Origin of the sequence: Enterococcus sp. DIV0756 (genome assembly GCF_051710745.1) — a bacterium.
Classification (GTDB): Bacteria; Bacillota; Bacilli; order Lactobacillales; family Enterococcaceae; genus Enterococcus_A.
Map to the genome: position 1 here is coordinate 242,293 of NZ_JBIOLF010000001.1, position 19,860 is coordinate 262,152.

Here is a 19,860-nt window from a genome sequence, read left to right on the forward strand (position 1 = left end):
AAAATTTTAGGAGGAACATTTTGTATTTAAAACGAATTGAGATCGCTGGCTTTAAGTCTTTTGCTGATCGTACCAAGATCGAATTTGAAGAAGGCGTGACAGCGGTCATTGGACCAAATGGCAGCGGAAAAAGTAATATCACTGAAGCAATTCGCTGGGTGCTTGGAGAGCAGTCCGCGAAAAGTCTGCGGGGCGGTAAGATGCCGGATATCATTTTCGCTGGTTCAGAATCACGAAAACAGTTGAATATCGCGGAAGTAACCGTGGTATTGGATAATACCGACAATTACTTGCCATTAGGCTTTAGTGAAGTTAGTGTGACAAGACGCTATCGACGAACAGGTGAAAGTGATTTTTTTATAAACAAAAAAGCCTGTCGCCTGAAAGATATCCAAGATTTATTTATGGATTCTGGTCTAGGAAAAGAATCGTTTTCGATTATTTCCCAAGGGAAAGTCGAGGCGATCTTCGCCAGTAAACCAGAAGATCGCCGTGGAATCTTTGAAGAAGCGGCGGGCGTGTTGAAATACAAGCAACGCAAACGCAAAGCAGAGCAAAAGCTTTTTGAGACAGAAGATAATTTAAGTCGGGTTCAAGATATTATCTATGAATTGGAAGATCAGCTGACTCCTTTAGCTGCTCAAAGTGAAGCAGCCAAGGAGTTTTTGGCGCTTAAAAAAGAATTGACGGCAACAGATGTCAGTCTAACGGTAGCAAAGATCAAACAAACACGCGATTCTTGGGAATCAGCGAAGACAGATTTCGAGGAGCTATCTAAGACGGTCGAAGAAAAAGGTCGTTTTATCCAGCAAACAGAACAGCAGTTAGGCATACTAAGAGAAAAGCGCGGCTCTTTGGATGAGCAACTGGAAACTGGGCAACAACAATTACTGCATTTATCCGAAGCATTAAAGCAAGCGGAAGGACAGAAGGCTTTAATAAGCGAACGTTCTAAAAATACGCAAAAAACGAGTGCTGAATATCGCGACACATTAGCCGAACAGCGCAAGAAAAAGGACGATGCACAAGCGAACTTAACAGAAGTTCAAGCGCAGCAGGCGGAAAAGCAAGCTGAAAAAATCGCCTTAGAAGAAAAAATCCAGCAATTGACGAATGAAGCGGAGAAATACAAAAAATCGCCAAAAGAGTTATTGGAAGAGCTCCGCGGTACATACGTTGAATTAATGCAAGAGACCGTGAATGTCAGCAATGAATTAAAATATTTAGAACGTCAATACACGCAAGAGACAGCTAAGAACCAGCAGAGCGTGACACGTTTTGAAGAGTTGCGAGAACAACTGGAAGAATTAACATCACAGCAAAGTGCAGCGCAAATGAAAACTAAAGCGCTTGAAACACAATTAACAGAGGAACAAGAAAACTATCGTCTTTTAGCCGAAGAAAAAAATTCGACGCAACAGCAGTTACAAAAAGAACAACAGCTGATGTATGACATGATGAGTCAAGTTCAGCAAGCGCGAGCGCGACAAAAAAGCCTGCAGGAGATTCAGGAGAATTATAGCGGTTTTTATCAAGGGGTTCGCAGTGTTTTACAGCATAAAGATCAATTGAGCGGGATTATTGGTGCGGTGGCAGAGCTGATTGAAGTACCTCAGAAGTACACATTGGCGATCGAAACGGCATTGGGAGCGTCAGCGCAACACATCATCGTAGAAAATGAAAAGGATGCGCGCCAGGGAATCACTTTCTTGAAAAAGCAACGTAGTGGACGGAGTACATTTCTACCATTGACGACGATTAAACCACGTAGTTTAGGCGCTCACCAATATCAAGCGATCAAAGATACAGAAGGATTCTTAGGTGTAGCCAGTGATTTAGTCACTTTTTCAGAAAATGTTGCTCCAGTCATGCAGAACCTACTAGGAGCGATTGTGATCGCTCGGGATCTTGATAGTGCGAATCAGCTAGCTCGGCAACTGCGCTATCAAGTTCGAGTAGTTTCTTTAGATGGAGACGTGATGAATGCCGGCGGCTCTATGACTGGTGGTGCTACGAAGCAAGGAAATCGTGGGAATTTATTTAATCAAGGACATGAACTAGCTGAATGGACCAAACGCTATGAAGAAATCAATCAGGCGTTACAGGTGAAAGAAAAGCTTGTTCGTGATTTACAAACAAAAGTAGCCCAGCAAACGGAAACGTTGGAAACATTGCGAACACAAGGTGAACAAACTCGTTTATCTTACCAAGAAGCGCAAAGTAGTGAAGAACGTGTTGAAGTGGAATTGACGCGTCTTCAAAAAGAACAAAGTTTGTTTTCTTATGAAGCGAAAGAGTTGGAAAGCTTCTTGAATGAGTACCAAGTACAAAAGGAAGCATTGGAATTCAAACAAGTTGAATTGAAGACCCAACAAGATCAAATTAATCAAGAAATTAGACAGCTAAATGAAGAGAGCGACCAGCTAGAAGAAAAACGTGCGAGCATCAATGCTGAGTTGAGTCGTTTACAAGCAGATTATGCGGTATTAGACGAGCGACTATTATATTTAGAACGACAAGCACTGGGCTTTGAAGAACAGATCCACGAGTTATCCAATCAGATTGTCAACTTAGAGAATCAGTTATTAGCACTTTCTAGTGATTCATCGGATCATGAAGAATCAGAAGAAAGTTTGAACCAACGTTTGACAGAATTGGGTACTGCAAGAGAGCATTTACAGGAACAGCTAGTTGTTTGGAAGGAAATGCGTCAAAGTTTGCAACAGCAAGTTGATCAAGCAGATAGTGGATTGACTGAAGCCAATCGTGAGCAAAAACAACTATTGGCGCGACAATCGCAAGCAGATGTGCAAAAAAATCGCTATGAGCTGAAATTGGACAACGCTTTGACTTATTTACAAGAAGAATACAGTTTGACTTTCGAAGGCGCGGAAGCACAAGCCGATCCTGAGATTGATCAGCAAGCTGCACAAGCGGAAGTTAGTCGGTTGAAGCAAGCGATTGAAAAACTTGGACCGGTGAATTTAAACGCCATCGAGCAATACCAACAAGTGGAAGAACGCTATGACTTCCTAACGACGCAGCGGGATGACCTGTTGTCAGCGAAGGAGCAACTGTTCGAAACGATGGATGAGATGGATGATGAAGTTAAAACGCGTTTCTTCACGACTTTCCAAGCAATTCGTGAAAAATTCAATGTGGTCTTTCCGAATATGTTTGGTGGTGGTCGAGCAGAGCTTGTGTTAACGAATCCAGATGATTTATTGAATACGGGTATCGAGATTGAAGCACAACCGCCGGGGAAAAAATTACAAAGTTTGTCTCTGCTTTCTGGTGGCGAACGGGCATTGACGGCGATTGCTTTACTATTCTCGATCATTCAAGTTCGTCCCGTACCTTTCTGTGTGTTAGACGAAGTCGAAGCAGCGCTGGATGAAGCCAATGTTGCTCGTTTTGGTCGCTATCTAAGTGCCTTTCAAAACGACACTCAATTTATTGTCGTTACTCATCGAAAAGGGACGATGGAAGCCGCAGATGTACTTTATGGTGTTACGATGCAAGAATCTGGCGTTTCGAAAATCATTTCAGTACGCCTTGAAGAAGTAAAGGAAGATGGGAAATTTCAAGTAAAAGAAGGAGAGCTTCGGAAATGATAAAATTAATTGCGATTGATTTAGATGGTACTCTGTTAACAGATGCCAAGACGATCTCCGATAAAAATAAAGAAATATTGGCAAAAGCGAAAGCTCGTGGGGTGAAGATCGTCATCTGTACCGGACGCCCTTTGATTGCCATCAAGGATTATTTAACGGAGCTGAACTTACTTGATGCGGATGATTATTCAATTACCTTCAATGGTGGATTGATACAAACCAATACAGGTGAAATCTTGGGCAAGACCGCGATGGATTTGGCGGATGTAAAACACATCCATCAGTTGCTGACGAAGATTGATTTACCAATGGATGTTTTGTCAGACGCCTTATGTTTTCAATTTGAAACAGCGGCGGCTCATCCCTCAATCTATCCAACCATGAACAAGGCGTTAACTTATGTTCCGAAAACGCTAGAAGCATTAAGAGAGGATGCGCTATACAATAAAGTTGTATCGGCTGTGGATGTGGACTATCTAGATCAGCAGATGGCGTTGATCCCAACAGAAGAATATGAACGCTTTGAGATATTTAAAACACGACCAAATCTATTAGAATTTATGCCAAAAGGCGTGACCAAAGCCTTTGGTCTTTCTGTTCTAGGCGAACATCTTGGGATCGCAGCGAATGAAATGATGGCCTTAGGTGATGAAGCAAATGATTTATCTATGATTAATTATGCAGGTATGGGTGTAGCGATGGAAAATGCCACTGATGGTGTTAAATCGGCAGCCAATTTTGTGACCAGAACCAATCAAGCAGATGGTGTCGCGCATGCCATCCAAAAATTTGTATTCGATGAATTGAATTAAGGGGGGATTTTACATGGGATTATTTGACCGCATAAAAAAAGCCTTTAGTGGTGAACAAAACGAAGAACCTGAAAAGCAAGAAGAAATCGTCGAAGATCAAGCAATTTCCGAAAGCGAAGATGGTGCGGAGACAGGTGAAACCGCGGAAACGCCTAGTAATGAGGACACTGATGTTGAGGCGGATAGAAGCGAAGAGCCTTTAGAAAAAACACCTGAACAAGCTGAGGAGTCAACGGCGCTTTCACAGCAAGCAGCACCAACACAAGAATTAGAAAGTTCTGAAACAACACCGATGGAAGAATCCGCTGATTCAGCAGCTGAGAGTGAAGAAGTATCTGTTGAACAAGCGAAGGTTGAAGAAGCATCAATAGAACTAGAATCGGAAGAAAACCTAGAGGCAGACGTAGAGCTAGAAGATACGGTTCCAGCAGAACCAGAGGAAACGGAAGAGACTGTCCAAGAAAAATACGATAAAGGGTTGGAGAAAACGCGGAAATCTTTCGGCGAACGAATGAATGAATTGTTTGCTCGTTTTCGTCGGGTGGATGAGGATTTCTTCGAAGATTTGGAAGAAACCCTAATCGGTGCTGATGTCGGTTTCGACACTGCGATCAAATTGACGGATTCATTGCGACAGGAAGTCAAACTGAAAAATGCCAAGAAGCCTGCTCAAGTTCAAAATGTCATCATTGAAAAATTGGTAGACATCTATGAAGCTGAAGGAATCAATGAAAATAATCAGATCAATCTGCAAGCGGATGGCTTGAGTGTGATCCTATTTGTTGGTGTGAACGGTACAGGAAAAACTACCAGCATTGGTAAATTGGCGAACCAATATCGAAATGAAGGTAAGAAAGTCTTGCTGGCTGCGGCCGATACATTTCGTGCGGGAGCGATTGATCAGCTAGTCGTTTGGGGCAAACGTTCCGGTGTGGAAGTTGTTCGTGGCAATGCTGGCGGCGATCCGGCAGCTGTTGTATTTGATGCGGTTGATAAGGCGAAAAAAGAAAATTATGATATCTTACTGATTGATACTGCGGGACGATTGCAGAATAAGGTCAATTTGATGAACGAGCTGGAGAAAATTAAACGTGTCATTCAACGAGAGTTTCCATCAGCTCCCCATGAAGTACTGCTGGTGGTAGATGCGACAACGGGACAAAATGCTTTGGTTCAAGCACGTCAATTTAAAGAAACCACTGACGTCACTGGTTTGGTTCTAACGAAACTGGATGGAACGGCTAAGGGCGGAATCGTACTAGCAATCCGTAATGAGCTTCATCTGCCAGTGAAATTAGTGGGTCTAGGTGAAGGCTTAAATGATTTGGAAGCCTTTAATCCAAATGATTTTGCTGTTGGTTTGTTTAAAGGGTTATTGCAGGAAGAGTAAAAAAGAACTGTTGAGGAATTCTCAACAGTTCTTTTTATGAGTCGCAAATTCAAGTTGTTTAGCAAAATGATTTATACAGTGAAAATAGGGATCATTTTTCTGATTTTGGAAAACAAAGACATCAAAATGAGCTAGTGCATGTCTTGAAAATAAGGTGGGACATGTAAGCTAACATTATTTTTCCGTGCATTGGCGTCCATTATCTTTTGAACCTCGTCGCAATGAAATTGATGCTGACGATGAGGACGCAACATCACAAATTCCTTGGACTCAGTATCTTGACATAAATGAGACGCATCATGAATAAGTGACGGCTTTTCTTTTTGCATAAGCGAGGCCTCCATTCCGTATAAAAATTATGTTTGTTATTATCTTTTGATTAATCTTATTGTTAGTTTTATTTAATCATATTTTCATCTTGAATACTATCTCTTTTTCAAGCATTTCCGTTCTGTTTCTGGATATACTTCTATATAATGTAGCTGGGAGGGCTATGGACAAATGAATACAAAAAAAATGATGGCACAAGAAAAGGTGAAGCCTTTTTTGCTGCAAGCGCGTTATGGGATCGAAAAGGAAAGTCAGCGGGTAACCCTGAACGGGGATTTGGTACAGACAGATCATCCAACATCTGTGGGAAATCGCAGTTTTCATCCTTATATCCAAACGGATTTTTCTGAAACACAATTAGAGTTGATCACGCCAGTCACTGAATCTGTTGATGAGGTGTTGGCTTATTTAGAAGCAATTCACGATGTCGCACAACGAAGTATGCCGAAGGATGAGATGATGTGGCCGTTTTCTATGCCACCTGCACTTCCAGAAAAAGAGGGAGATATCCAGATTGCGAAATTAGAACGCCACGCAGATGTCTTATATCGTCGTTATCTGGCTCGTGAATATGGCAAACGGAAGCAAATGGTAAGCGGTATTCATTTTAATTTTGAATATGGCCTAGATTTGATCAAACAATTGCATTTAGCCTGTGAGGAAGAAGTTTCGATGGAAGACTTCAAGACGCGTCTATATATGAAAATTGCTCGTAACTTTTTGCGTTATCGTTGGTTGCTGACCTATTTATTTGGTGCTAGTCCATTAAGTGAGGCTCGCTATTTTGAGGATGAAGATCGTCCTAAAGAACCTGTTCGCAGTATTCGTACTAGTCATTTTGGCTATGTGAATAAGCCAGATGTGCAGGTCTCTTATGAAACCTTGTCTCGGTATAGTGAAGATCTCGCTGAGAATGTTGCTTTAGGTCGTTTGTCTGAAGAAAAAGAATTTTATGCACCGATTCGGATGAGAGGCGGTAAAAAGGTTGCAGATCTTTTCCACACAGGGATTCGCTATGTAGAGTTGCGAAATATTGATTTGAATCCGTTTGACCGTGTTGGAATCGATGCAGATGAGATCGAGTTCATTCATTTGTTTATGCTCTATTTGCTATGGACAGACGAAAAATTACCAGCGGATGAATGGGTGGCTGAAGGTAACCGCATCAGTGACGCGGTTTCGTTAGAGCATCCTGCAAAGCCAACAGCCTACTTAACAGAAGGACAAGCAATTTTTACTGAGATGCTGCAAATGGTTGCTGCTTTAGAAGTAGATGGGGTCGAACTGTTAGAGAAATATCAAACGTGGTTGAGTCAGCCAAAGGAAACATTGGCTGCAAGAATTCTGGCTTTAGATGAAGCCGAAGGACAAGCGGCAGTGGCCACAGAGCTAGGGCGTCAATTTTATGCACAAGCATGGGAGCGTCCCTATCAATTAGCTGGTTTCCAAGAAATGGAATTATCGACACAGAATTTATTATTCGATGCGATCCAAAAAGGGATTGAGACAGAGGTATTGGATCGACAAGATCAATTCGTGAAATTGCAGCATGGCGAACACCAAGAATTTGTCAAAAATGGGAATATGACCAGCAAAGATACGTATATTGCACCATTGTTAATGGCGAATAAAACAGTTACGAAAATGGTGCTGGCGCGAGCGGGATTCCGCGTTCCAGATGGTGAAACCTTTGGTTCATTGGAAGAAGCCAAGAAAGCCTATCCGCGTTTTGCGCAAAAAGCATTCGTTATTAAACCAAAATCAACAAATTTTGGTTTAGGTATCACAATCTTCAAAGGTGAGACATCCATAACCGATTTTAATACTGGTTTATCCTTAGCATTTGCCGAAGACGATGAAGTGATTATTGAAGAATTTCTTCCAGGGACGGAATATCGTTTCTTTGTAATTGATCATCAAGTAAAGGCAGTCTTGTTACGAACACCAGCGAATGTCATTGGTGATGGTGAACACTCTATTGAAGAACTAGTGGCTGAAAAAAATGCGAACCCATTACGGGGGATGAATCACCGGTCGCCATTGGAAAAAATCCAATTAGGTGAATTGGAACAGTTGATGCTTAAAGAGCAAGCGTTGCGGATTGACAGTATTCCTGAAAAAGGGCATCAAGTCTTCCTGCGGGAGAACTCAAATGTATCAACTGGCGGAGATTCTATTGATGTTACCGATGAGGTTGATGAAAGTTATAAACAATTGGCAATCGATGCAGTAGAGGTATTAGGGGCTAGTATCAGCGGCATTGATTTGATCATTCCTGATATAGCTAAACCTTATGAATCTCATATGGATTACGGGATTATCGAAGCCAATTTCAATCCGATGATGCATATGCATATTTATCCTTACGCCGGTAAGAGTCGACGATTAACGATGGATGTGCTGCGTTTCTTATATCCTGAAATGAACATCTAAAATAAATCCACGCTGCTTTGGCAGCGTGGATTTATTTTGTGTAATGGTCGTGAATGAAGGTCTCGATTTCGAACAGTGACTCAGAAAACAGGACTAACTGTCGATCTTCCTTTGACAGGAAGCCTTGCTCGACCATTTGATCGAAGAATAATTGTAAGGGTCGATAATAGTTTTTTATATCAAAGAAGATACAAGGATTATTGTTTTGTCCAACGCGTGCCCACGAGAAAGCCTCGCTGATTTCTTCCAATGTTCCTACTCCACCAGGTAGAGCCAAACAGACATCGCTATGCTGCATCATGGCTTTCTTACGTTCATCCAAATCGTTGACGGTAATCATCTTGGTGAGTCCAGGATGGACACGTTCGAGATCCTGCAAAAATGTTGGCATGATGCCAATTACTTTTCCGTTGCGCGCCAAAACGCTGTCCGCTACCGCTCCCATCAAGCCTAATTTACTGCCTCCATAGATGAGTTCATAGTTGTTTTCAACAATCCATTGTCCTATTTTCTTTGCGGCTTCCAGATAGGCAGGATCAGCACCAAGATGAGCGCCACAGTATACAGCGATACGCACACGATCGCCTCCTAATTTTAGTTGATTATTTCTAATTAATGTTCGTCCAATTCAATTGTTTGCTTGGTTTCTTCAACCGTTAACCCTGTTTTTTCTTCCCACCACGCTTTCATTTCTTTTTCGTAGTTGTCAGGGAAGCGGTTGACAGTATCCATCAAGGGATCGCCTTGAAGCTTCGCATGTGGAAAATTCATAGCTAAATTAAATTTCAATTCTTTTAGCAAGCTATAATATTGGAACATCATATAATACATTTCCTCGTCGTCGCCGCAAGCCAATACGAGTGCTGCACGATCAAGCATGAACCCCAAGCTTCGCATCATAAATAAGAACCCTGGTAATTCCTCTCTTTCGATATCGTCGACCTCTTTTAAAATATCGATGTGTAAATCAAGCGCTTGCAATAAATCGGTTTGCAAATTGTGATAAGTAACCATATACGTTCCCCTCCTTAGTCATTTTAATGGAATAATTAGTTTTCTGTTCATTTTGTATGTTGTACATACATTCTCTTATTTAAGTATAGCACAGACACTAAATTTCGAAATCGTCAAATCAGCTTTTGACTCGCATTATTGCGAGGAGTTGTGTAAAGTAGACCAAGAAGGAGGCCGTTAGATGGGAAAATTAGCAGTGATCACTGATTTACATGCCGATATCAATCACTTTGGTGAAGCTGAATTGAGTAAACTTTTCGGGCTGTTACAGGAATACGAAGTGACTCGCTTGCACTTTGCTGGTGATACGGCCAATAAAATGGATCAGGCATTGGCAATCAATCATTTTTTTCGTTCACGAGGGTTGCCGACGACCTTTAATTTAGGGAATCATGAAATGGGAAATATTAAAGGTGAGCAGATGATCGAACATTATCCCGACAGCCACTTTTTAAATCTGCGCTACGTACCTTTGAATCAACAAACCGTATTATTAGGCTTTAATGGCTGGTATGATTATGGTTTTTCTGAACTCACTGATCCCCAGCAAATTCGTTCGATCAAGAATATTTATTGGTTTGATCGGATTATTGAGCGTTTTTCTGATGATCAAACAGTGGATCAAGTCCTTTTGGAAGAATTACGTACGGTCTTAGATGACTTGGCGAAAAAAGAGTATCAAGTTATTTTAGTGACTCACTTCGTGCCGAAGGAAGAATTCATCGTACACTTAAATGGAAAGTATCAGATTTGGAATAAATTAAATGCTTTTTTAGGTTCACAGGGGTTAGGAAAATTATTAGACCACTATTCCAATGTTCAGCAAGTCGTGTTCGGGCACACCCATCGGCGTTTTGAGGATCAAACGATCCAAGGAACCGTCTATAGTTGTCGTCCATTAGGATACTATTATGAATGGGGAATCACGAGGGACTTTGTTTTGGATAATCACTTGGCGGAGGTCTTTATCCCGATGAAGATGCGCAGCTTATTGAATAAACATCAAGCGCCATTTACTGCCTATAAAGAAGCTCACTTGATCGAAGAATTTCGAAAAGCAATCACGTTGATTTCTTATTAATTGGAAGGATATTTTTTATGGAAGCAATGAAAAACTTTTTTCGACAGTTTACACAGACGACCCCTTTTGTATTGTCCAATACAATGATCGTCATCCCGTATTTATTATTTATGCATATCATCGACGCGCATTCGTCGGTTACCGTACTACCATTTGTTTTATTTTACACGTTTCGCGTGACAGGAATTTTTTTGATTCGGGGATTGTATCGCTCGATTGATCAATATACGTTATTGATGGTTTCACTATTAATCGGTGGTATTGGTTCTTTTTTAACCTTGACAGGAGCATTACATTTTACTTTCTACTTGATTGGCAGTATCTTTCTAGGATTAAGTGCAGCGTGGCTGCCGCCAGCAAATACGAGTGTGAATTATTTTGAAAAGTCGAAAGGGTTTCAAACGATGAGCAGTCGCCGCTATTTGGCCGCACTAATCGTTTTAATGCCATTATTTTTAGGAACGACACTCACTTTATCTGTCCAAGCAGTAATTGTACCTAGTATTGTTACGCTCTATTTTATTTGCGCGTATCACACTGTAAAGCATTATCCACATTATGAAATGGACTTCAAGGAATTAACAAAACAGGTATTTTCTATTTCGGAATTAATTTGGTTCACATTATTCTTTGCAGCGCTTTTTTTATTGCGCAGCGGACGTCTGCTTTTTAATGAAGTGTTGTTGGATTATGCCATTCTTTTATTTGCAGGCATATTTATGCTAGCGGTCGTTGTGGTTCATCAAGTAAAGGATCGTTGGAAGCTGCCCCTTTGGCAAAATGCTTTGACGTTCCTTAATGGGATGATGGGTAATTTTATTTTTCTTTTCGGTGCCTTCTATGTGGCTGTATACAAGGGAACGGCTGCTCAGGGAATGTATTTATTTTTGCCTTATCTTTTGGGAGTCATTAGCTCTTTAGTTTTAGCTGGAAAAGTACGCAGCTATTTCAAAAATGACTTGCTTGTCCAGCTAGTAGGATTAGGAATAGGATTGTTCTTCTTAAGTATCCGTTGGCTGTTCCCATTTGCGATTTTTATCTTAACTTTTTTTCAAAAGGGAACAAGTGCATGGTTAAATCGGTTGTATTACGAAACGGAAACGATTGAACCACAACAACGCTTGACGGCGAAGTACTCTACCTCCAATAAGGGGAGTATCACTCATCAATTTATTTTAATGTTCTTAATGCTGATTACGCTGCGTTCAAAAAACTTACCAATTAAAGATATATTTTTCCTACGTACCTTGCATACGTCGGAAATCCTTGCAACAATGGACATAGTAAAATTTGCTTCGATCATTCTTATATTAATTGGTCTTTGCTTGATTGGAAAGGTTGGAAAACATGCGTTTGATCATTGATGGCGATGGTTCGCCAGTGAAAGACACGGCAATCACCGTTGCTAAGAAATTTGACTTACCAGTAGTGATTGTAACGAGTATTGATCATTACTCAAAAAAGGAATATCCTGATTTCGTGGAGTTTATCTATGTAGATCGCGGAGCGGATTCAGCTGATTTTAAAATTGTTTCAGTCATTCAGCCTGCAGATATTTTGGTTACTCAAGATTATGGATTGGCTTCTTTGACATTAGCAAAAGCAGCCCATGTTTTACATCAGACGGGACTAGAATATACGCAGATGAATATTGATGCCTTATTGACGCAACGATTTATCGGGAGTAAAATGCGTCAAGCCAAACAGCGAACGAAAGGGCCTAAGCCTTTTACAAATGAGGATCGTGAGCATTTTAGAGTTGTTTTGGAAGGCCTGATTCAATCGTCTTCGATGTAATCTAAATGATAAGCATTGTAATAATTGTAAAATTCTTTTTGGGGATTTTGATTTTTGTGCTAAAATGTTAGGGATCAGAAAGTAATGGAGGATACTCAGGTGAAAATAATTTTACTTTATGGTGGAAAGAGTCCAGAACACGATGTCGCGATTTTATCGGCTTTTTCAGTTATTTCGGCAGTCTATTTTGACTACTATCAAGTACAGCTTATCTACATTGATAAAACCGGACAGTGGGTCAAAGGACCATTATTGGCAGAAGCACCAGAAACAGATGAAACGTTGCGTTTGACTTGGGATCCAACTGGAAATGAAGTCGAGGGTTTCAGCGGCAAGGTGATCGCTCCTGGAGATATTAAAGAGGACAATGCGATTGTTTTCCCAGTTTTACACGGACCAAACGGGGAAGACGGCACAATTCAAGGCTTTTTAGAGACACTGGATATGCCTTACGTTGGAGCTGGTGTCATGACAAGTGCCTGTGCAATGGATAAGATCATGACAAAATATATCTTACAGGCAGCTGGCATCCCGCAAGTTCCTTATGTTCCAGTCTTAAAAAACCAATGGAAAGAAAATCCAAAACAAATCTTTGATAAATGCGAGGGTACGTTGCTGTATCCAATGTTTGTCAAACCGGCGAACATGGGCTCCAGTGTAGGGATTTCACGTGCTGAAAATCGTGAAGAGCTGCAAAATGCGCTTCAAGAAGCGTATCGTTTCGATTCGCGTGCTTTGGTCGAACAAGGGATTGATGCTCGTGAGATCGAAGTTGCTGTCTTAGGAAACGACGATGTACGGACAACTTTGCCAGGTGAAGTTGTGAAAGAAGAGGCATTTTATGATTACGATGCCAAATACATCAATAATACGATCCAAATGGCCATCCCAGCGGAAGTGCCCGAAGAGGTTATGCAAAAAGCGCGCGATTTCGCAAAATCAGCCTATACGATGTTAGGTGGTTCAGGCCTGAGTCGCTGCGACTTCTTCTTGACAAACAAAAACGAATTATTCTTGAATGAGTTAAACACAATGCCTGGTTTCACTGAATTCAGTATGTATCCATTATTATGGGAAAACATGGGCTTAAAGTATAGTGACTTAATTGAAGAATTGATTCAACTAGGAATGAAACGCTATGAACAACAAGCGCGTTTTGAATAATCAAGCAACTGTTTAGTTACAAGCAGGACTTGAGACATGATTCTAGATGAATGATGTCTCAAGTTCCTTTTAACGTCCGGCTTAACGTGCCCGATTCAGTATTCAAAAATTGAATGGGTTCGCGGAGCCTTACAAAAGTCAGAAACAAAAATTTGGGAGGAACACCATGAATTTTACAACGACAATCATCAGCAGAGCCGTTCAAGGTGAAGTATTGGCGGAAAATGAGGTGACCGTTACTGGTGTCGAATTCGATTCACGTAAAATTAAAGCCGGCGATTTGTTTGTTCCGCTGCAAGGAACAAATGACGGACACGAGTTTGTAGCAAAAGCGATGGAAAATGGCGCGGCAGCAACACTTTGGAGCCGCGATCCAGCAACTGCTCCGGAAGGGATTGCAGTCATTTTAGTGAAGAATACATTACTGGCCTTTCAAGCGCTAGCTAGTTATTATTTACTGGAAGAAAATCCTGATGTGATTGCGATTACAGGCTCGAATGGTAAAACGACAACAAAAGATATGACTGAATCGGTCCTTAGCCAAAAGTTTCGGACATATAAAACACAAGGGAATTACAACAACGATATCGGTTTGCCTTATACAATTTTACATATGCCAGAAGGAACCGAAAAACTGATTCTGGAAATGGGTATGGACCACGCCGGTGAAATCAGTGTGTTATCTGAGCTGGCTGAGCCCGATGTTGCGGCAATCACGATTATTGGCGAGGCCCACATTGAAAACCTGGGCTCAAGAGAAAAAATAGCAGATGCGAAAATGGAAATTACAACCGGCTTGGCTTCAGATGGTCTGCTGGTAATTCCAGCGAACGAACCGTTATTAGAAGAACGGACAAATTCGCTCTCTCAAACAGTTCAAACAGTTGGTATCCAAGAAGGGGAGCTAGCTGCTACGATCCTGAATGAGAGTAAAGGTGCGACGGTTTTCTCTGTGGATGATAACGGCTATCAAATTCCGTTACCTGGTAGTTACAATGTACAAAATGCGTTGATTGCGATAGCGATCGGTCGCTGGTTTGGGTTAAATAGTGACGAGATTTTCCAAGGCTTAGCGTATGTTCAGGTGACGCAAAATCGGACGCAATGGTTGAAAGCTAGTAATGGTGCAGACATTTTAAGCGATGTTTATAATGCCAATCCAACAGCCATGGGCTTAGTATTGGACACCTTTGCAAAATTACCAACAGACGGTCGTCGTTTAGCCGTTTTAGCCGATATGCTGGAATTAGGAGATGACTCCTTCTCCTTGCATACAAGCATGGTAGAACATATTAATGACCAAGATTTTCATGAGATCTTTTTATATGGCGATGAAATGAAAGGGTTAAAGGTAGCATTAGCTGACCGTTATCCATCATTAGTGGTGCATTACTTTGATAAAGAGAATAAGCAGCAAATGTTAGAAGACATTAAAAAGAGTTTGCAGGCTGATGACAGTATTGTTCTGAAAGGCAGTAACGGAATGGGCTTGTCCGAAATCGTTGAATCATTGCAGAAGTAATGAAAACTTGCAGAAAACGAAATGTTGTGCTAAAATTAGCCATTGCCGAGAAATTGAAGTAATGATTGAACGAGTCATCTAATAAATTAAAGATTCGCTAGCGGGAGATTCGCTGGCTTACCAATTATTTTGAGAAGCGGTTGGGGCATTTTTCAGTTGAATGATGTCTCAGCCCCTTTTTGTGAGAGATGATCCTTCCGCCTGACTTCGCGGAGCGGTTTTTCGGTAGTATCGCTAAGGACGGCAACTAAAGGGACAGTTGCAGACCAAACGCAGATACCAAACCATACGCTCTAAATGATAAGGTCAACAGACATTAGGAGGATATCATTTGAAATTCAAAGAACTAAACTTAGCACCAGAACTACTAATTGCAATCGAACGCTCAGGTTTTGAAGAAGCAACACCCATCCAAGAACAGACGATTCCGTTAGCTTTAGAAGGAAAAGACGTGATCGGACAAGCACAAACAGGTACAGGTAAAACGGCAGCTTTTGGCTTGCCAATGTTGAACAAGATCGACACAACGAAAAATGTTTTACAAGGACTTGTTATCGCACCAACACGTGAGCTTGCAATCCAAACACAAGAAGAACTATTTCGCTTAGGTCGCGATAAAAAAATTCGCGTACAAGCGGTTTATGGCGGAGCAGATATTGGTCGTCAAATCCGTGGCTTGAAGGATCGTCCGCATATCGTTGTGGGAACACCAGGCCGGATGTTGGATCATATTAATCGCCACACCTTGAAATTAGAAACCGTAGAAACATTAGTCTTGGATGAAGCGGACGAAATGTTGAACATGGGCTTCTTAGAAGATATCGAAAAAATTATCAGTAAAGTCCCTGCAGAACGCCAAACATTGTTGTTCTCAGCAACAATGCCTGATGCAATTAAAAAAATCGGCGTGAAGTTTATGAAACAACCAGAACATGTGAAGATCAAAGCCAAAGAAATGACGGCTGATTTGATCGATCAATATTATGTTCGCGCAAAAGATTACGAAAAATTCGATGTTATGACGCGCTTGTTTGATGTTCAAACACCAGATTTAGCGATCGTTTTCGGTCGGACAAAACGTCGTGTCGACGAATTGGCTCGCGGCCTAGAAGCTCGCGGCTATAAAGCTGAAGGTATCCACGGTGATTTATCACAACAAAAACGGATGAGCGTTTTGCGTTCATTCAAACGTGGTGATTTGGATATTTTAGTAGCAACAGACGTTGCTGCCCGCGGCTTGGATATCTCAGGTGTTACACATGTGTACAACTACGATATTCCACAAGATCCAGAAAGCTACGTTCACCGTATCGGCCGTACAGGTCGTGCTGGTAAAGGTGGTATGTCTGTAACGTTTGTTACACCAAACGAAATGGGCTACTTGCATGTGATCGAAAACTTGACGAAAAAACGCATGAACCCAATGCGTCCACCAACCGAAAAAGAAGCCTTTAAAGGTCAACTAGGTGCTGCAATGGAACAAATCCAAAATCAAATGGAGGAAGATTCCGACAGCCTAGAAAAATACAACGAATCAGCAAAAGAATTATTAGCTGCTTATTCACCAGAGGAACTGGCTGCTTTATTATTGAAGACGACAGCAAAAGATCCTGCTGATGCGGTTCCTGTGAAAATCACACCTGAACGCCCATTGCCTTCAAATAAAAAAGGCGGCTTCAATCGTGGCGGCAAACGCGGCGGTGGAAATAACCGTGGCGGCGGACGTGGAAAAGACAACTACCGTAAAGACCGCGGCGGTGACCGTGATCGTAACAAAAATAAAAATTACGGCGGCAACAAATCACGCAGCAACAATAAAAATACGAACCGCAGCAATGATAAAAAACGCGGGTTTGTTATTCGCACAAGTTCAAACGACTAGTTTTCAGAACTATCAAAGCCATCGATCTTTTTGATTGATGGCTTTTTTCTTATTATGAGGGACTTTTCATGGATTATTAAAAAAAAATCGTAGCATTTAAAGAAGTCTTTGGTAAAATAAAGATGTTACTTGAAAGGGTTGAACGTATGATTAAGGGAATCGGGATTGATGCGACAGAGCTTGAACGGGTTGCAAAAATCATTGAACGTCGTCCGCATTTTGTCGAGCGAATATTAACTCCGGCAGAACAGACCCTTTTTGCTAGCCATTCTCCTCATCGTCAGGTAGAATTTCTAGCAGGACGGTATGCATGCAAAGAAGCTTTTTCTAAAGCGTGGGGAACAGGCATTGGAAAAGTCAGTTTTCAAGATTTAGAAATTTTACGTGATGATAATGGTGCACCCGCCTTTACAAAATCACCTCATCAGGGAAAAGTGTTTGTTAGCTTGACCCACACGGAGGAACTAGCGATCGCACAAGTATTGCTGGAGGAATAGAAAGAAGGACACTTTATTTATGGTTGTAACGTATCATCGGCCAACGAGAGCTATTATACATAGAAACGCATTGAGAGAGAACATTAAGAAGGAAATAGATCGATTACCAAAAGGGGTAGAATTATTTGCTGTCGTAAAGGCAGATGGTTATGGACATGGTGCGGTAGCTACTGCGCAACAAGCTTTATCCGTTGGTGCAACAGGTTTTTGTGTGGCGACATTGGACGAAGCGATGGAATTACGAGAAGCAGGGATTACTGAACCAATCTTGGTATTGAGTGTTGTTTTTCCAAGCTATCTATCATTAGTGATTGATTATGACTTATCAATCACCGTAGCGACAAAAGAATGGCTGCTGGAAGCGCAGGAAGTACTAAAAGATTTAGAGGAAACAACAGCGCCAATAAAAATCCACATCAAAGCAGATACTGGTATGGGACGGCTAGGCTTTTTAACACCAGAAGAAATCAAAGAGGCGGCTGCATTCATTGAAGCCTCCCCTAATATGGTATGGGAGGGGTTGTTTACTCATTTCGCGACGGCGGATGAAAGGGACACAACCTATTGGCATAAACAGGCGGAGCGCTTTAACCACGTGATCGAAGCCTTAGAACAGCTTCCTCGCTACGTGCATTCAAGCAACAGCGCGACTGCTCTATGGCATGATCAAGAGATGCCAGGAAATATGATTCGTTACGGCGTTGGGATGTATGGCTTGAATCCTTCAGGTCATGAATTACCTGAGTCCTACCCGTTGAAGCCAGCGATGGAATTAGTATCCGAATTGATTCAGGTGAAGGAATTAGCTGCCGGTGAAGGTGTCGGGTATGGAAAAACTTATGATACACCTGCAAAAGAATGGATCGGTACCATTCCGATTGGGTATGCAGATGGCTGGTTGCGAAAGATGCAAGGCTTTTCGTTGTTAGTAGAAGGAGAATTTTGTGAGATTGTTGGTCGCGTGTGCATGGATCAACTAATGATCCGTTTGCCGCGAGAATTCAAGGTTGGAACAAAAGTTACGTTGATCGGAAAAAATAATGGACAAGAGATCACGATGCAGGATGTGGCAGATCATCTAGGAACGATTCATTATGAGGTTTGTTGTATGCTTTCGGAACGTGTGCCAAGAATATATCAAGAGTAAGTGTAGAGAAAAAATCGAAGCTCGGGAGGGGAATTATGGTTAAGCGTGGTGATATCTATTTCGCAGATTTATCGCCAGTTATTGGTTCGGAACAAGGGGGTATTCGCCCGGTGTTGGTCATCCAGAATAATTTAGGCAATCATTTCAGTCCAACAATCATTATTGCAGCGATTACGGCAAAAATGGCGAAGCCTAAATTACCGACACATATTGGGATCAAATCAAACGGCACCGGAATCGAACGGGATTCCGTGATCCTATTAGAACAGATTCGCACGATCGACAAATCGCGTTTGAAGGAAAAGGTTTGTCATTTAGATCGTTGTCTGATGGCAGAGGTAGATGCAGCTTTGCGTATTAGCATTGGCATTGAAACAATGTCAGCTGTCACATCGAATCTTACATAAAATCAACTTTAGATGACTTAATCAAGGCGTAGCGATTGCTGCGCCTTTTTTGGTGTTCGCATTTTTCAAAAATTTGACAGTTTTGCTAAAAATTGGGTTTGGTTAATGAAATCCTGCGTTTCATCAAGCGTTTAAAGGGACACAACGAATCGTTGTCTCTCTTTTTTGGCGTTTCAACGAATCATCTATCTAAGATTCATAGTAAACCTGAAGTTTCTCATTGTATAATTTAAATAAAGAAAAGAGAGATGAGGGAGTACGATGGTCGAGATTGGGGAGAAGCTTAAATATTTTCGGGAAAGGAAAGGAATGAGTCAGAAGCAAATTGCCGAGCTTCTGCATGTCACTCCGCAAACTATTTCGAAGTGGGAATTGAACAAGAGCGCACCGGATTACGATCAGTTGATTATGCTTAGTAAAATTTATCGGAAAAGTATTGATGCTCTTTTGGGGCAAGCGAAGCCTAGTTTTTTAGATTATCTAGCTGATCCGCAAAATGTTAGAGAAAAAATTGCATTTAACGGAATACGTATCTCTGAGGAGGGAGAAAGCCATGGAGAGGATTCATAAAATCAATAAACTATTGGTAATTACCTATAATTTAGGTGGTCTCTGCCTGATGCTGATCGGTGCGATGGTTGGTGTTCCTGGACCACCAGGGTATGTACCATTGGGAATAAAGGTAATTACCGGAATCGTTTTTGGAACCATGATTGTTGCACATGTCGTTCGCTATATTTTAGAGAAACGATTGGAAAAAACAGGCTGAC

The 19,860-nt window shown here is 41.4% G+C and carries 18 protein-coding genes; 15 read left to right on the plus strand and 3 right to left on the minus strand.

From position 1 onward, the window contains the following. Positions 1-20: 20 nt before the first annotated feature. Genes smc through ftsY form a run of 3 tightly spaced genes read left to right on the plus strand, consistent with a single transcriptional unit; the run spans position 21 to position 5,816 of the window. Positions 21-3,614: a chromosome segregation protein SMC gene (gene smc, locus IGI44_RS01245; protein ID WP_438785926.1), complete on the plus strand. Its 3,594-nt coding sequence runs from the start codon at positions 21-23 to the stop codon at positions 3,612-3,614. Further along, positions 3,611-4,426, plus strand: coding sequence for a Cof-type HAD-IIB family hydrolase (locus IGI44_RS01250; RefSeq protein ID WP_438785927.1), 816 nt, complete (start codon positions 3,611-3,613; stop codon positions 4,424-4,426). The genes smc and IGI44_RS01250 overlap by 4 nt, the downstream gene beginning before the upstream one ends. Positions 4,427-4,439: 13 nt before the next feature. Next, positions 4,440-5,816 (plus strand): signal recognition particle-docking protein FtsY, encoded by a 1,377-nt coding sequence (ftsY, locus tag IGI44_RS01255; RefSeq protein WP_438785928.1) that lies wholly within the window; start codon positions 4,440-4,442, stop codon positions 5,814-5,816. A 131-nt stretch (positions 5,817-5,947) separates the two neighbouring features. On the opposite strand, the gene IGI44_RS01260 is transcribed toward ftsY, so the two are convergent. Then, entirely contained in the window at positions 5,948-6,145 is a 198-nt protein-coding gene (locus IGI44_RS01260) for a hypothetical protein (RefSeq protein WP_438785929.1), read from the minus strand. Positions 6,146-6,317: 172 nt separating this feature from the next. On the opposite strand from IGI44_RS01260, the gene gshAB reads away from it, so the two are divergent. Beyond that, positions 6,318-8,579 (plus strand): bifunctional glutamate--cysteine ligase GshA/glutathione synthetase GshB, encoded by a 2,262-nt coding sequence (gshAB, locus tag IGI44_RS01265; protein WP_438785930.1) that lies wholly within the window; start codon positions 6,318-6,320, stop codon positions 8,577-8,579. A gap of 31 nt (positions 8,580-8,610) precedes the next feature. On the opposite strand, the gene IGI44_RS01270 is transcribed toward gshAB, so the two are convergent. Further along, entirely contained in the window at positions 8,611-9,156 is a 546-nt protein-coding gene (locus IGI44_RS01270) for a TIGR00730 family Rossman fold protein (protein WP_438785931.1), read from the minus strand. Positions 9,157-9,191: 35 nt separating this feature from the next. After that, positions 9,192-9,593: a hypothetical protein gene (locus IGI44_RS01275; RefSeq protein ID WP_438785932.1), complete on the minus strand. Its 402-nt coding sequence runs from the start codon at positions 9,591-9,593 to the stop codon at positions 9,192-9,194. A 181-nt stretch (positions 9,594-9,774) separates the two neighbouring features. On the opposite strand from IGI44_RS01275, the gene IGI44_RS01280 reads away from it, so the two are divergent. The 11 genes from IGI44_RS01280 to IGI44_RS01330 all read left to right on the plus strand — a co-directional run bounded on the left by IGI44_RS01280 (position 9,775) and on the right by IGI44_RS01330 (position 19,859). Next, positions 9,775-10,674, plus strand: a complete 900-nt coding sequence (locus IGI44_RS01280) for a metallophosphoesterase (protein ID WP_438785933.1) — start codon at positions 9,775-9,777, stop codon at positions 10,672-10,674. A gap of 17 nt (positions 10,675-10,691) precedes the next feature. Further along, a complete protein-coding gene (locus IGI44_RS01285; RefSeq protein ID WP_438785934.1) occupies positions 10,692-12,038 on the plus strand; it encodes a hypothetical protein in 1,347 nt (448 codons plus the stop codon). Beyond that, positions 12,022-12,471 carry a YaiI/YqxD family protein gene (locus IGI44_RS01290; RefSeq protein WP_438785935.1) on the plus strand — a complete coding sequence of 150 codons (450 nt, stop codon included), beginning with the start codon at positions 12,022-12,024 and terminating at the stop codon, positions 12,469-12,471. Before IGI44_RS01285 ends, IGI44_RS01290 begins: the two co-directional genes overlap by 17 nt. Positions 12,472-12,570: 99 nt before the next feature. Then, on the plus strand, positions 12,571-13,635 hold the full coding sequence (locus IGI44_RS01295; protein ID WP_438785936.1) for a D-alanine--D-alanine ligase: 1,065 nt from the start codon (positions 12,571-12,573) through the stop codon (positions 13,633-13,635). A 166-nt stretch (positions 13,636-13,801) separates the two neighbouring features. Then, positions 13,802-15,157, plus strand: a complete 1,356-nt coding sequence (locus tag IGI44_RS01300) for a UDP-N-acetylmuramoyl-tripeptide--D-alanyl-D-alanine ligase (RefSeq protein ID WP_438785937.1) — start codon at positions 13,802-13,804, stop codon at positions 15,155-15,157. 331 nt (positions 15,158-15,488) lie between these two features. After that, entirely contained in the window at positions 15,489-17,039 is a 1,551-nt protein-coding gene (gene cshA / locus IGI44_RS01305; RefSeq protein ID WP_438785938.1) for a degradosome RNA helicase CshA, read from the plus strand. 146 nt (positions 17,040-17,185) lie between these two features. Beyond that, positions 17,186-17,536, plus strand: coding sequence for a holo-ACP synthase (gene acpS, locus IGI44_RS01310; protein ID WP_016179518.1), 351 nt, complete (start codon positions 17,186-17,188; stop codon positions 17,534-17,536). A gap of 19 nt (positions 17,537-17,555) precedes the next feature. Further along, entirely contained in the window at positions 17,556-18,683 is a 1,128-nt protein-coding gene (gene alr, locus IGI44_RS01315) for an alanine racemase (RefSeq protein ID WP_438785939.1), read from the plus strand. 35 nt (positions 18,684-18,718) lie between these two features. Further along, positions 18,719-19,090 (plus strand): type II toxin-antitoxin system PemK/MazF family toxin, encoded by a 372-nt coding sequence (locus IGI44_RS01320; protein WP_438785940.1) that lies wholly within the window; start codon positions 18,719-18,721, stop codon positions 19,088-19,090. A 261-nt stretch (positions 19,091-19,351) separates the two neighbouring features. Then, positions 19,352-19,660: a helix-turn-helix domain-containing protein gene (locus IGI44_RS01325; RefSeq protein WP_438785941.1), complete on the plus strand. Its 309-nt coding sequence runs from the start codon at positions 19,352-19,354 to the stop codon at positions 19,658-19,660. Beyond that, positions 19,644-19,859 (plus strand): hypothetical protein, encoded by a 216-nt coding sequence (locus IGI44_RS01330; protein WP_438785942.1) that lies wholly within the window; start codon positions 19,644-19,646, stop codon positions 19,857-19,859. Before IGI44_RS01325 ends, IGI44_RS01330 begins: the two co-directional genes overlap by 17 nt. Position 19,860 lies beyond the last annotated feature (1 nt).

Bases quoted from the DNA above. Each gene is read 5' to 3' on its own strand.
- IGI44_RS01250 (WP_438785927.1), top strand. From the start codon at position 3,611: ATGATAAAATTAATTGCGATTGATTTAGATGGTACTCTGTTAACAGAT.
- ftsY (WP_438785928.1), top strand. From the start codon at position 4,440: ATGGGATTATTTGACCGCATAAAAAAAGCCTTTAGTGGTGAACAAAAC.
- IGI44_RS01260 (WP_438785929.1), bottom strand. From the start codon at position 6,145: ATGCAAAAAGAAAAGCCGTCACTTATTCATGATGCGTCTCATTTATGT.
- gshAB (WP_438785930.1), top strand. From the start codon at position 6,318: ATGAATACAAAAAAAATGATGGCACAAGAAAAGGTGAAGCCTTTTTTG.
- IGI44_RS01275 (WP_438785932.1), bottom strand. From the start codon at position 9,593: ATGGTTACTTATCACAATTTGCAAACCGATTTATTGCAAGCGCTTGAT.
- IGI44_RS01280 (WP_438785933.1), top strand. From the start codon at position 9,775: ATGGGAAAATTAGCAGTGATCACTGATTTACATGCCGATATCAATCAC.
- IGI44_RS01285 (WP_438785934.1), top strand. From the start codon at position 10,692: ATGGAAGCAATGAAAAACTTTTTTCGACAGTTTACACAGACGACCCCT.
- IGI44_RS01290 (WP_438785935.1), top strand. From the start codon at position 12,022: ATGCGTTTGATCATTGATGGCGATGGTTCGCCAGTGAAAGACACGGCA.
- IGI44_RS01300 (WP_438785937.1), top strand. From the start codon at position 13,802: ATGAATTTTACAACGACAATCATCAGCAGAGCCGTTCAAGGTGAAGTA.
- acpS (WP_016179518.1), top strand. From the start codon at position 17,186: ATGATTAAGGGAATCGGGATTGATGCGACAGAGCTTGAACGGGTTGCA.
- alr (WP_438785939.1), top strand. From the start codon at position 17,556: ATGGTTGTAACGTATCATCGGCCAACGAGAGCTATTATACATAGAAAC.
- IGI44_RS01320 (WP_438785940.1), top strand. From the start codon at position 18,719: ATGGTTAAGCGTGGTGATATCTATTTCGCAGATTTATCGCCAGTTATT.
- IGI44_RS01325 (WP_438785941.1), top strand. From the start codon at position 19,352: ATGGTCGAGATTGGGGAGAAGCTTAAATATTTTCGGGAAAGGAAAGGA.
- IGI44_RS01330 (WP_438785942.1), top strand. From the start codon at position 19,644: ATGGAGAGGATTCATAAAATCAATAAACTATTGGTAATTACCTATAAT.